This window comes from Paraburkholderia sp. A3BS-1L, from assembly GCF_051125215.1.
Taxonomy (GTDB): domain Bacteria; phylum Pseudomonadota; class Gammaproteobacteria; order Burkholderiales; family Burkholderiaceae; genus Paraburkholderia.
Map to the genome: position 1 here is coordinate 383,028 of NZ_CP120443.1, position 12,816 is coordinate 395,843.

Here is a 12,816-nt window from a genome sequence, read left to right on the forward strand (position 1 = left end):
CACCACGAACCGCGCATTCACTGCGAGGCCACATCTTCACTTTGACGAGTTGGGAGACGAGCACGATGAACAAAATCAAACTGATCGCATCGATGACGCTGGCATTCACGACGCTCGCGGGCGTGGCCCACGCCGATGAACTCGCGGGCACGCTCAAGAAGGTGCGCGACAGCGGCGTGATCACGCTCGGCACGCGTGAGTCGTCGATTCCGTTCTCGTACTATGACCAGAACCAGAACGTGATTGGCTATTCGCAGGAAATCGCGCTGAAGATCGTCGATGCGATCAAGCAAAAGATCAATATGCCGAACCTGCGAGTGAAGACGATTCCGATCACCTCGCAAAACCGCATCCCGCTCGTGCAGAACGGCACCATCGACATCGAATGCGGCTCGACTACGAATACGTTCGAGCGCCAGAATCAGGCCGCGTTTTCCAACAGCATTTTTCTTTACGGCATTCGCTTCATCACGCGCAAGGATTCGGGCGTGAAGGACTTCCCCGATCTGGCGGGCAAGACGGTAGCGACCACGGCGGGCACCTCTGACGAGCGCCTGCTGCGCAAGATGAACGAAGAAAAGCACATGAACATGACGATCATCAGCGCGAAGGACCACGCCGAATCGTTCCTCAACGTGACGACGGGGCGCGCGGTGGCGTTCGTGATGGACGAGCCGCTGCTCTATGGCGAGCGCGCGAAGGCGAAGAACCCGGGCGATTACGTGGTTGTGGGCACGCCGCCCGTTTCGGAGAACTATGCGTGCATGTTCCGCCGCGACGATCCGCAATTCAAGGCGCTGGTGGACGACACGGTCGCGAAAATGCAGACCTCGGGAGACATGGCGAAGCTCTACGCGAAGTGGTTCACGCAGCCGGTTCCGCCCAACGGCATGAACCTCGAGTATCCGCTTTCGCAGCAGATGAAGGATCTGTTCGCGCATCCGAACGACAAGGCGCTCGATTGATGCGCAAATAAAAACCACAAAAGAAAATGACGCAGTCCCGCGAAGGAGTGCGTCATTGTCATTGCATGCGGCCAAACCGAAGGCGCTGCATTACTTCACATCATGTACTGCATATTCGTTGGTAGGCTCGATTGGATTCGAACCAACGACCCCCACCATGTCAAGGTGGTGCTCTAACCAACTGAGCTACGAGCCTGTTGAGAGCGCGAATTATAGAGACACTCCCGCAGGCTTGCAAGCGCTTTTCGCAAATTGTTGAAAACGGCTTGCGGACACCGTAATGACGAGCGGCGTACACTGAACAGCGCCAAGGTGGGCTCGCCAGCGGGAATGCCACAGGCGCCTGCCGCAGGAATGCCTGGCACAGGAGCGCCTGGCACAGGAGCGCCTGCCGACCGGAATGTTCAACCGCATTCATCAGGGGCGTCATGAAGAAACTCGTCAATCACCCTTCCGACGTCGTGCGCGAAATGCTCGAAGGCATCGCGCTGCAGGCACCGAATGTCGTTATCCTCGGCGAGGAGAACGTGCTCATTCGCCGCGACATTCCCGAATCCCATGCACGCCCGGTCGCGCTGATCTCGGGCGGCGGCAGCGGCCACGAGCCCGCGCACGGCGGCTATGTGGGCGCGGGTATGCTGAGCGCGGCCGTATGCGGCGAAGTGTTCACCTCGCCGCCCACCGACGCAGTGCTCGCGGCGATCCGCGCGACGGCGGGCGCGCGGGGGGCGCTGCTCATCGTCAAGAACTACACCGGCGACCGGCTCAATTTCGGTCTTGCCGCCGAGCTCGCGCGCGCCGAGGGCATCCCCGTGGAAGTGGTGACGGTCGCCGACGACGTCGCGCTGCGCGGCCACGCCGAGCGTCATCAGCGACGCGGCATTGCCGGCACCGTACTGATCCACAAGATCGCGGGCGCGGCGGCCGCGCGTGGCGCGCCGCTCGAAGTGGTGGCGGCGATCGCGCGCGACGCGGCCGCCAATCTGGGCACCATGGGCGTAGCGTTGGACGGCTGCACGCTGCCGGGCGCGGAGGCGTCCAGCTTCAGCCTCGGCGACGACGAAATCGAAATCGGTTTGGGCATTCATGGCGAAAAAGGCGTGGAGCGCAGCGTGCCGCTGCCGGCCGACGCCCTCACCGAGGCGCTGCTCGTCAATATTCTCGACGATCTCGCCATCACGCGCGGCGAACGCGTGGTGCTGCTCGTCAACGGCCTGGGGGCCACGCCGCGGATGGAACTCGACATCGTGCTGCGCGCGGCCGTGGCGGACCTGCGCTGCCGCGAAGTGCGCGTGGAGCGCGCGTGGGCCGGCACCTTTCTCTCGGCCCTGAACATGCCGGGCTGCTCGATCTCGCTGCTGCGCGTGGACGACAGCAGGCTCGCCTTGCTCGATGCGCACACCGATGCGCATGCCTGGCCCGGCAAGGGCTGTGTGAACCCGACCATCCGCCTCGACACCTCGGGCGTCAACCATGAGGAATCCATAGCACTGCCGCTCGACGCTTCGCGCGCGGCGTGGGCGGCGCGGCTCAAGGCGGCGCTCGACGCGGTCGCGCTGGCGCTGACCGAGAACGAGGCGCGCCTGACCGAGCTCGACGCGCTCGCGGGCGACGGCGATCTGGGCGCGAGCATGCGGCGCGCCGCCGACGCGGTGGCCGCCACGCCGGCCCACGCGCTCGGCACCGCGCCGCAGGCGCTGGCGTCGCTTGGCGCGAGCATGCGCCGGGCGATTGCGGGCAGTTCGGGGCCGTTCTACTCGACGGCGCTGCTGCGCGCGTCGCGTCATCTCGCCGATACGCCGGAGCCCACGCCGCACGAGTGGGCGCAGGCGTTTCGCGGCGCGATCGCGGCAATCAGCGAACTAGGCGGCGCGAAGGCCGGCGACCGTACGATGCTCGACGCGCTGATTCCGGCCCTGGAGGCGTTCGAAGAGGCGCTTAAGCAGGGTCAGACGTCGCAGCGCGCCTGGGCGGCCGCGGTGGCTGCCGCCGAGCACGGCGCGCAGGCCACGGCGCATATGCACCCGCGCGTGGGCCGCGCGAGCTATCTGGGCGAGCGGGCGATCGGCTCGCCCGATGCCGGCGCGGTGGCGGTGGTGTGCTGGCTGGCGGCGTTGCGCCCGCACATAGGCGGGAAAGCGTGAAGGTTTGAGGGGCTTGCACGGATCGCGTTGAAGCCTTTGGGGCAGGGCCGAATATTTCGCGCGCCTCTCCCCGGGAAATGGCTCGCGAAAATGCCATGCAGATTCGGTGTCCGGAGTGTTTGCGCCGCTCCGGGCGGCGACTGCTATAGAATCGCGGTCAAATTACCCAACCGTCGTTAAGAAGAAGTCAGAATTTTTATGGATTCGGATCTGCATCGCGCTTCAGAGCGTCTTTCCAGCTCTGGGGACTCCACCCCCTCCCTGCACCGCAGTCTCAAAGCCCGCCACCTGACCATGATCGCGATCGGTGGATCGATCGGCACCGGTCTGTTCGTCGCTTCAGGCGCCTCCATTTCCCAGGCCGGACCCGGCGGCGCCATGGCCGCGTATCTGGTGATCGGCCTGATGGTCTATTTCCTGATGACGAGCCTCGGCGAAATGGCCGCGTTCATGCCGGTCTCGGGTTCGTTCGCGACCTACGGCGCGAAGTTCGTCGACGAGGGTTTCGGCTTCGCACTGGGCTGGAACTATTGGTACAACTGGGCCGTGACCATTGCCGTCGAACTGGTTGCGTCGCAACTGGTGATGGGCTACTGGTTTCCCCACGTGCCAGGCGTCTGGTGGAGCGCCGCGTTCCTCTGCGTGATGTTCCTGCTCAACGCGCTTTCGGTGCGGGGCTTCGGCGAGGCCGAATACTGGTTCTCGCTGATCAAGGTGATCACGGTGATCGCCTTCATCGGCATTGGACTGCTGATGATCATCGGCATCCTGAAGGGCGGCGCGGACCATGTCTGGTGGGGCAACTTCACGCTCGATGGCGGACCGTTCACGGGCGGCCTGCCGGCCTTGCTGGGCGTCACCATGATCGCGGGCTTCTCCTTTCAGGGCACCGAATTGATTGGCGTGGCGGCGGGCGAATCGGAGAACCCGGGCAAGAATATCCCGCGCGCGGTGCGCCAGGTGTTCTGGCGCATTCTGTTGTTTTACGTGCTCGCCATTTTCGTGATCGGCTTGCTGATTCCGCATACTGACCCGAATCTCCTGAAATCCGATGTGACCGATATTGGCGTGAGCCCGTTCACGCTCGTGTTTCGCCGCGCGGGCCTCGCGGTTTCGGCGGGCGTCATGAATGCGGTCATCCTGACCGCCGTGCTGTCGGCGGGCAATTCGGGCATGTATGCGTCCACGCGCATGCTCTATAACCTCGCTGTCGAAGGCCGCGCGCCCGGGCTGTTCGCGAAGCTTTCAGCGAGCGGCGTGCCGAGGAATGCGCTATATGCCACCACGGCCGTGGGGGCGCTGTGCTTTCTTTCATCGATGTACGGCGACAAAACGGTCTACATGTGGCTGCTCAACACCTCGGGCATGACGGGCTTCATCGCATGGCTGGGCATTGCCATCAGCCATTATCGATTCCGCAAGGGGTTCGTCGCGCAAGGCTTTTCGCTCGATCAACTGCCGTACCGGTCGAAGTGGTTTCCCATCGGGCCGATATTCGCATTCGCGGTTTGTCTGGTCGTCATGCTAGGGCAGGACTACCAGGCGTTCATGGCCAATAAAATCGATTGGGTGAGCGTGCTGGCCACGTATATCGGGATTCCGCTGTTTGGGTTGATGTGGCTTGGTTATCGGATCGTGAAGAAGAGCCATTTCATTGGCTATGACAACATGGATATCGAGCCTTATGTCGGGCAAGCGCGTGCGCTTGCGCAGGCGAGCGATGAAGACGTGGTCAGAGCGGGCCATGAAGCTTAAAAAAAACGGAGGGGAAACCCTCCGTTTTTTTGCCTGCGCATACGCTCTGGTTGCGCCATTCCGGCATATCGATAGATTCAATCCGCCGGGTAATCTGACCTTGCTTTGACAGACACGCCGGCGTTACGCCGCGAGCTTCAACGCCTGCTCAAAGTCCGCGATCAGATCATCGATGTCCTCGATGCCGGCCGAAAGCCGCAGCATGCCGTCGGAAATGCCCATTGCCTTGCGTGTTTCCGCACCCGCTTCGAAGAAGATCGTCGGCGCAACGGGAATGATCAGCGTGCGCGTGTCGGCGAGTCCGGTTGCCTTGATCGGCAACTGGAGCGCATTGACCACGTCGATCATGCGCTCCGCGTTCAGCAATTCGAACGACAGCAGCCACGACGCGCCCTTGAACAGCTTTTGCGCGATCTCGTATTGCGGGTGGCTCTTCAGGCCCGGATAAAACACCTTGCCGATGGCCTTGTGCCCTTCCAGGAACTGCGCGAGCGCGAGCGCGTTGTCGCTGCTCTGTTTCACGCGCAGCGCGAGCGTTTCCGCGCCCATCGCGATCGAATGCGCCTGCTCGGACGACAACGCCGCGCCCATGTCGCGCAGGCCCTTCTTGCGAATCTGCAACAGCCCCTGCTCCTTCGCGGGCGAACGCCGATAATCGTCGGCGATGTTCGGATACGCGCTCCAGTCGAACAGGCCCGTGTCGGTCACCGCACCGCCGAGCGCCGCGCCGTGGCCCGCGATCGTCTTCGTCAGCGAATTGATGACGAGGCTCGCGCCCACCGCTTTCGGCTTGAACAGGGCCGGCGAGGTGATCGTGTTGTCGACGACATATGCGAGGCCGTGTTCGCGGCACGCATCGCCGATGCCCTCGAGGTCGGGAATCTGCGTGCCCGGATTTGCGATGGTTTCGACGAACACCATGCGCGTATTGGGGCGGATCGCGTCGCGGACGTTTTGCGCGTCGCAGGCGTCGACGGTCGTGACTTCGACGCCGAGCGTGCGCAAGGTGCCGAACAGGCTGTTGGTGTTGCCGAACACGTAACGGCTGGAGATCAGATGATCGCCCGCGCGCAGGAGCGTGAGAAACGTGGCCGTGATCGCCGCCATGCCGGTGCTGAAGCAGATCGTGCCCGCGCCTTCTTCCAGATTCGTGATCTTGCGTTCGAGCGCTGCCGTCGTGGGGGTGCCCTGGCGCGCGTAGTTGAAGCCGCCCTTTTTCGTGCCCTGGAACACGCCGATCAGGTCCTCGACGCGCTCGAAACCGTATTGCACGGACGTATGAATCGGCTGCCGCACGCCGCCATGCTCGGTGCCGCCGATTCTGTCGCCGTGAACGATGCCCGTGGTGAAGCCTTGCTTGCTCATGCCTTGTCCGCCTTTCGAGTCGATTACTTCCGATGGATTATTTCAGGTCGCCCATGGCGCGCGACATCGCCGGCAGCGCGATCGATCTGAAAAATGATTGATTCTCTCACGACGGCGGCTTCGTCAAGCGGTGTGCTCCGCAGGCGGCCGGAATAAGGTAAAGCCTTTGTCGAAGCCGAATTACGGCACCTGGAGGCGGTGCTCCGCTTGCAGCCGGTAACGCGGGCATTGCCGCTCGAATGGTGGCTCGGGCGAATCCGGCAAGTGAGCGCATCCGCCTGCATCGACGACCGCCTGCGCCGTGTAAAACGTCTCGAAGACGCGCTGCGCGTGATTGAGCGGGAAGAGGCGCTCGCGCGCTGATTCAGGACGTCAAGCCCGGATCTTTCCGCTATCCCCTCCGCGCCCTGAAAACGGCATCAGGAATCATTTCTGACTTTTCAGGTAAGCCCGGCCTGCCGCTGTAATCGAAACACCGGAGCGCCCACCCGACGGGAAGGTGATGAAGCCGGCGCTGATCAGTTCCCGCGAGACCGACCAGCCGAGCGCTGGCGCGTCTCTTCCATAGCGAACTTCAGAGAGTCGCTCCAGCGCCCATGCCGCGGACGCGGATACGCAAACGGGCTGGGAATCGGGCATATCGCAGTCGCTCATTGTTTTTCCAAAGGTCGGAGAGTGCCGGGGCAGCAGCGCAAGCGATGTCGCCTTCGAAGCGTCGTGCCATGTCGAATCGCGGATGGTGCCGGATCAACCCGCTCGGGGCTCGATGAAAGGCGGCAGCCATGCGATTATAATCCACGGATAATGAAATGTGCGTTACATTATAATGAGACGAGCGCCACCGGGCACCCGGACGGATGCCGGCAGTTTCATGCGCATGTTTGACTACCAGGGTAGATCGAGAATGGACGGCGACCAGACATCAAGTGATGCATTCCTCGAATTCCGTTCGACGCCGTTGAGCGACAGGCGGCCGTTTGTGCTGGAAACGCAGCACGCGATATCGTTGCACTTCGATTACCTTGCCACCCAGAGTTGCATGTCGCTTCGTGCGCCGGACCGGCTCGCGCTCGGCTATACGCGCACGATGATGGGATTCCTGCTGCTAAAGCCCGACCCTCAGCGCATCTGCATGATCGGGCTGGGTGGGGGATCGTTGGCGAAGTATTGCTATCGGCACTTGCCTGCCGTCGATATCACCGTGGTCGAGATCAACCCCGAAGTCATATCGCTGCGCGACGTCTTCAGGATTCCGGCGGACGATGCGCGCTTCAGGGTGGTTTGCGCCGATGGTGCGGACTACGTCAGGAATGGGGGCGTTGCGAAGGACGTCATTCTGGTTGACGCCTACGTGGCGGGGGGCATTTCGAGCCAGTGCGCGGATATCGCGTTCTTCTGCGCGTGTCGCGGACGGCTGGCGGATACGGGTGTCCTCGTCGTCAACTTTACCGATGACGAGCCGGCGCTGGCCATCTGCGTCGATCTGATGAAGGCCGTGTTCGGTTCCTCGTATGCGGTGGTCCGATGCGCGGACGACAGCAATTTTGTTGTTTTTGCGTGGAAGAGCCGATATCGCTTACCGTCCGCGCGCGTCCTGCTGGATCGCGCCATCTCGTACGCGTGGGCGGATGACCTGAAACTGTCCTCAGTTGCCCGGCGCCTGAAAGGCGGGGAAGACCTGGATTCCGGGCAATTGATCTGGCAACCGCAGGGTCACGCGCGTTGGGAATTCGACCACAGTCCTGGCGTCTCGCGATCGGTGTTCGAAGGCTGATGAACCTGTTCCTGCCGCCGTTCCCAATGATTGAGTGAAGATTCGATGCCTGCGCAGTACTTTCGAAGCCTGACGGGAAAACACCGCAGTGCGGACGCGAACCGGCAACTCGGTTTTTCGCTGGCTTTTGTTGCCGGCGCAACCAACGCCGGCGGGTTCCTCGCGGTCAAGCAATACACGTCGCACATGAGCGGCATCGTATCGGCAATCGCGGACCAGGCGGCGCTCGGAGACATCCGGCTCGTGCTCGCCGGTATCGGCTCACTGGCGTCGTTTCTTCTCGGGGCAGCGTGTTCGGCGGTGCTCGTCAACTGGGGGCGGCGGCGCAGTCTGCAAAGCCAGTATGTCCTTCCGCTACTGGTCGAAGCCGCGCTGCTCCTCCTGTTCGGCTTGCTCGGCAGTCACCTCGCGCTATGGGAAGCTTTTTTTGTTCCTGTCACGGTCATTCTGCTGTGCTTCATCATGGGGCTGCAGAATGCGATGATCACGAAGTTGTCGGGCGCCGAGATTCGCACGACGCACATGACCGGCATCGTGACCGACCTGGGCATCGAACTGGGCAAGCTCTTTTACTGGAACCGGTCGACGGCCGCTGCGGATGCCCATGCGGTCATCGCCAATCGCACGAAGCTGCGGATTCACGGCACGATGCTCGCGTCGTTCTTCGTGGGCGGCCTGACCGGCGCCATCGGCTTCAAGCATGTGGGCTACGTATCGACCGTTCCGCTCGCCGGCGCGCTCGTCGCACTCACGGTCGTGCCCCTTGTCGACGATGTGCTGACCTGGTTCTATCGGCTCGATCGGAGGCAGTAGCCTGGCATCGCTATCAGACCAGCCCCGTCGCGTAATAAACCGCGATCACGAAAAACACGGCCATTGTCTTGATGACCGTGACCGCGAAAATGTCGCGATACGATTCGCGGTGCGTGAGCCCCGTCACCGCGAGCAGCGTGATGACCGCGCCATTGTGCGGCAGCGTATCCATGCCGCCGCTGGCCATCGCCACCACGCGATGCAGCACGTCGAGCGGAATATTCGCGGCCTGCGCGCCCTTGATGAAGAGATCGGACATCGCGGCGAGCGCGATGCTCATGCCGCCCGAAGCCGAGCCGGTAATGCCGGCCAGCGAGCTTACCGAGACGGCCGCGTTCACGAGCGGATTCGGAATGCTCTTGAGCGCGTCGCTCACCACGAGGAAGCCGGGCAGCGCCGCGATCACGCCGCCGAAGCCGTACTCCGAAGCCGTATTGAGCGAGGCGAGCAGCGCGCCCGCGACCGCGGCCTTCGTGCCGGTAGCGAAACGTTCCTTCACGCGCGAGAACGCTGTGACGACAACGAACGCAATGCCGAGCAGCAGCGCGCCCTCGACCGACCAGATGCCGACCAGTTGCTTGACCGTCGTGGTCACGGGCGCGTGAATGCCGGGCAGCATGTCGGACGTGATCGTGTAGGTGTCGCCGTACCAGCCCGGAATCCAGCGCGTCAGGAAGAAGTTCGACACGCCCACGAGCACGAGCGGCGTGATGGCGAGCAGCGGGTTGGGCAGATGATCGGTTTGCACGCGGTCGGGCTCGTTCACGAGCGACGTGCCGTAGCCTTCGCCCTTTGCCACCGCGCTGCGGCGGCGCCACTCGAGATACGCGAGGCCGACCACGATGATGAACAGCGAGCCGATGATGCCGAGCGCCGGCGCGGCCCACGCCGTGGTCTTGAAGAACGTGGTGGGGATGATGTTCTGGATCTGCGGCGTGCCGGGCAGCGAGTCCATCGTGAACGAGAACGCACCCAGCGCGATGGCGCCTGGCATGAGGCGCTTGGGAATGTCGCTTTGGCGATAGAGCTCGGCGGCGAACGGGTAGACCGCGAACACCACCACGAAGAGCGACACGCCGCCGTAGGTGAGCAGCGCGCACACGGCCACGATCACGGCGTTCGCGCGCGAGCGGCCGATGTAGCGAATGGCTGCGTGAACGATCGCCTCGGAGTAGCCTGAAAGCTCGATCACCTTGCCGAACACCGCGCCCAGCAGGAATACGGGGAAGTAGAGCTTCACGAAGCCCACCATCTTCTCCATGAAGATGCCCGAGAACACGGGGGCGACGGCGGCGGGATCGGTGAGCAAAACGGCGCCGAGGGCGGCCACCGGTGCGAAGAGGATGACGCTGTAGCCACGGTAGGCGGCGAGCATGAGAAAGGCGAGGGCGGCTAGAACGATAACGAACGACATGACGTCTCCTGTGATCCATGCTTCGCGGTCGATCGCAGTCCGTGTTTTACTGCGTTTTTATTGCGTGGGCGGGTGCATGGTGCGGCGCAGCGATTGTACCGAAACACCCCGTTATGGCTTGGCAGACTGCGCGCTCCAGGTTTGACGCGAGCGGGGGTTCATCGCGCGCGAGGCCCGGAAGGAGGTGAAGATGCGGGAAATCGAGGCAAGCCTGGAAGGGTGGCCACGCCGTCACGCGCAACGGAGCGCATGGGCGGCCGCGTTCGCCGTGGTTATCGCGCAGATCGTTGCGCCGGCAGTTGCGGCGCCCGGCGCGGCATCGGGCGGGGCACCGGCAAGCGGAGCGAGCGCGTTGACCGTCGATCCCGGCGAAATCCGGAACTGGTACAACGATCCGTTCTTCGCGCTCTCAAGTGCGCCGGGCGCGTGCCCGCAGCCGCTCGGCCCGCGCATGACGAAGGCCGAAGCCGACGACGACGCTCACTACCGCGTGGAGCGCGGCACCACCTGCTGGCTCGCGCACAAGTGCACGAAGCCGAACGCCTATCTCTACGATGCCGATATCGCCACGGCGATTCGCGAGAAGTTCGGGGACGCCGCGTCGCTCAATGGCACGAGCGTGTGGATCACGGTACAGCGGCGCTTCGTCTACGCCGAGGGCTGCGCTCCGGCGGCCTTCGATCGGGCGGCGCTGGAGCGCGGCCTCGCGGCGATTCCCGACGTCGAACAGGTGTTCGTGCGCCTGCGCGCCGATCCGCATGCGCGGCTGCCCTACAAGACCTTGCCGCCGGCCCGTTGACCGTGCGACCGGCCGGCACGCGGTTCACGCCGCTCACGCGCCGTCCGGCATGGCACAATCGCAACGTCGAAAAACTAGAAGGCCTTCGGGGTACCCCATGATTCGTTCCGGTTCGTTGTTGTCCCGCTTTTGCAGGCTGTCGTCCACGGCGGGTGTCTGTGCGTTGCTCGCGGCGCTGTCGGCTTGCAGCAGCGGTCCGCCGCTGTTCCTTTCGGATGGCCGCCCGACGATTCCGGTGCAGTGCGCCGCCGCTGGCGACCACGATTCGTGCAGCCAGCAGGCGCGCCAGCGCTGCGGGGGCGCCAGCTACGACACTGTCGACACGTCCAGAAGCGGCGACACGTACACCCTCGTATTCGCTTGCCAGGCGAAGTAACGGACACTCGCCCGCCTTGTGCGCCGTTTTTGCGGCGGTTTCAAGAATCCTCGGCAGCCCTCAAGCGCTGCCGGCCGCGCCTGTGCTGCGGCTGCGCGCGGGCAGGTTCATCAGCAGGCGCAGCAGGTCGGGCTGGCGCCGCGTGGCGGTCTTCAGGAAGATCGACTGTAGTTGCTTGCGCACCGTGTCGTATTGAACGCTCACCTGGGCGGCAATTTCCTTCGGCGTGAGCCCGTCCACCAGCAGATGCACGATCCGGCACTCGGCGGGCGAGAGCTCGAAGGCCGAGGCCAGCACCTGCTCGTCCACCGCCGGCGCCGAGCGCGGATGGTAGAACGTGAGGGCCGCCATCGCGCGTATCCCGGGCATCTCGCCCGCCGTGACCACGTTGTAGAACGCATAGAGCACTTCCGGGCCGCCCGGCAGCGGCGCGGCGCGGCTGCGCTCGCCGTCAGCGGCTTCGGCCGCGCCTACGATGCGCAACGTGCGAAAGCGGGCCGCGGCGGCCCGCGCGCCGCTCACGCGGCTTTTCAGCCGCGCCTCGCTGATCGCCATATCCTCCAGAAAGCGCGCCTGATACGGCGCGGCGAACACCAGCCGCTTGCCACGTATGCGCACGAGCGAGGTGGCGCGCAGCAGCCGTTGCGCCGCTTCGTTGCTGTGCAGGATTTCGCCGTTCGCATTCACGAGCATCGCGGGCGGCCGTACGTGACCGGTGAGCGCGTCGGCGTCGGGCGGCAGGCGGCGCACGCCCAGGCGCAGCGCGCGTACCAGATGGGGCGCCAGCCGCTCGAGCGGCGCGCGCACGTGCGCCGGCAGCGCGACGTCCTGTCCGCTCCGGCAAGCGATCATGGCCGTGAGCGTGCCGTTGTCGATCAGTTTGCAAATGGACACGAAGCCTCCGCCGACTGCGCACAGGTCCGGCTCGAAAACCGGGTGGCCGTCGCCGCTGTTTGAATCCGCACCGTAGTGCAGCCATTTTCCAGGAGGGAACGCGCGCAGCCATTCGAGTCGGGCATCGTCGCGATAAAGCGGGCGGATGAGTTCCAGCGGCTCCGTTTCCTGCACGCTGAAACCGTCGGCCCATGAAAAGAATTCGCGCTGACGATCGAATACGCAAAGATGAACCGAGGCCACGCCAATCGATTTCCTGAATTGCGCGCAAAAATCCTGCCATTCAGAAGGGTGCTCGATTGTTGCGTAAATCGCGTGCAGCAGGCTGTCGTGCTGAAAATCGCTCGGATTCACACCGTTCTCGTTATCAAAAATCCGGGACGGCTCGTTGCCGCGAAAAATGCGGCGCGCATAGTTCCTGCACAGATGTGGAATATACAGGCGCAATTGCCGCCGTTAATCTTCGGTTCGTTCGATGTTTCGTTCGATGGCTAATAGTCGTCAATGTGGACGAGGC

The 12,816-nt window shown here is 63.6% G+C and carries 12 protein-coding genes and 1 tRNA gene; 8 read left to right on the top strand and 5 right to left on the bottom strand.

Annotated elements, in window-relative coordinates:
* The first annotated feature begins 65 nt into the window (after positions 1–65).
* On the top strand, positions 66–965 hold the full coding sequence (locus P5W99_RS16950) for a glutamate/aspartate ABC transporter substrate-binding protein (RefSeq protein ID WP_434663937.1): 900 nt from the start codon (positions 66–68) through the stop codon (positions 963–965).
* Positions 966–1,084: 119 nt separating this feature from the next.
* On the opposite strand, the gene P5W99_RS16955 is transcribed toward P5W99_RS16950, so the two are convergent.
* Positions 1,085–1,161 (bottom strand) — tRNA-Val (locus P5W99_RS16955).
* A gap of 232 nt (positions 1,162–1,393) precedes the next feature.
* Here P5W99_RS16955 and P5W99_RS16960 point away from each other — a divergent pair.
* Both P5W99_RS16960 and P5W99_RS16965 read left to right on the top strand, forming a co-directional pair.
* Complete coding sequence (locus P5W99_RS16960; protein ID WP_421026355.1) at positions 1,394–3,109, top strand: dihydroxyacetone kinase family protein; 1,716 nt, start codon at positions 1,394–1,396, stop codon at positions 3,107–3,109.
* Between the two features lie 198 nt (positions 3,110–3,307).
* On the top strand, positions 3,308–4,864 hold the full coding sequence (locus tag P5W99_RS16965) for an amino acid permease (RefSeq protein ID WP_434663940.1): 1,557 nt from the start codon (positions 3,308–3,310) through the stop codon (positions 4,862–4,864).
* Positions 4,865–4,987: 123 nt separating this feature from the next.
* Here P5W99_RS16965 and P5W99_RS16970 read toward each other — a convergent pair whose 3' ends face one another.
* Positions 4,988–6,229 (bottom strand): cystathionine gamma-synthase family protein, encoded by a 1,242-nt coding sequence (locus tag P5W99_RS16970; RefSeq protein ID WP_421026357.1) that lies wholly within the window; start codon positions 6,227–6,229, stop codon positions 4,988–4,990.
* A 207-nt stretch (positions 6,230–6,436) separates the two neighbouring features.
* Between P5W99_RS16970 and P5W99_RS16975 the strand changes: the two genes are divergently transcribed.
* A complete protein-coding gene (locus P5W99_RS16975) occupies positions 6,437–6,592 on the top strand; it encodes a hypothetical protein (protein ID WP_421026358.1) in 156 nt (51 codons plus the stop codon).
* Positions 6,593–6,655: 63 nt separating this feature from the next.
* Here P5W99_RS16975 and P5W99_RS16980 read toward each other — a convergent pair whose 3' ends face one another.
* Positions 6,656–6,868, bottom strand: coding sequence for a hypothetical protein (locus P5W99_RS16980; RefSeq protein WP_421027052.1), 213 nt, complete (start codon positions 6,866–6,868; stop codon positions 6,656–6,658).
* Between the two features lie 265 nt (positions 6,869–7,133).
* On the opposite strand from P5W99_RS16980, the gene P5W99_RS16985 reads away from it, so the two are divergent.
* Positions 7,134–8,003 carry a spermidine synthase gene (locus tag P5W99_RS16985; protein WP_434663944.1) on the top strand — a complete coding sequence of 290 codons (870 nt, stop codon included), beginning with the start codon at positions 7,134–7,136 and terminating at the stop codon, positions 8,001–8,003.
* Between the two features lie 45 nt (positions 8,004–8,048).
* A complete protein-coding gene (locus P5W99_RS16990) occupies positions 8,049–8,816 on the top strand; it encodes a YoaK family protein (RefSeq protein ID WP_421026360.1) in 768 nt (255 codons plus the stop codon).
* 13 nt (positions 8,817–8,829) lie between these two features.
* On the opposite strand, the gene P5W99_RS16995 is transcribed toward P5W99_RS16990, so the two are convergent.
* Positions 8,830–10,230, bottom strand: a complete 1,401-nt coding sequence (locus P5W99_RS16995) for a GntP family permease (protein ID WP_421026361.1) — start codon at positions 10,228–10,230, stop codon at positions 8,830–8,832.
* A 190-nt stretch (positions 10,231–10,420) separates the two neighbouring features.
* Between P5W99_RS16995 and P5W99_RS17000 the strand changes: the two genes are divergently transcribed.
* Entirely contained in the window at positions 10,421–11,029 is a 609-nt protein-coding gene (locus P5W99_RS17000; protein WP_421026362.1) for a BON domain-containing protein, read from the top strand.
* A gap of 97 nt (positions 11,030–11,126) precedes the next feature.
* A complete protein-coding gene (locus P5W99_RS17005; RefSeq protein WP_421026363.1) occupies positions 11,127–11,405 on the top strand; it encodes a hypothetical protein in 279 nt (92 codons plus the stop codon).
* 60 nt (positions 11,406–11,465) lie between these two features.
* Here P5W99_RS17005 and P5W99_RS17010 read toward each other — a convergent pair whose 3' ends face one another.
* Positions 11,466–12,653, bottom strand: a complete 1,188-nt coding sequence (locus P5W99_RS17010) for a helix-turn-helix transcriptional regulator (protein ID WP_434663947.1) — start codon at positions 12,651–12,653, stop codon at positions 11,466–11,468.
* Positions 12,654–12,816: the final 163 nt, after the last annotated feature.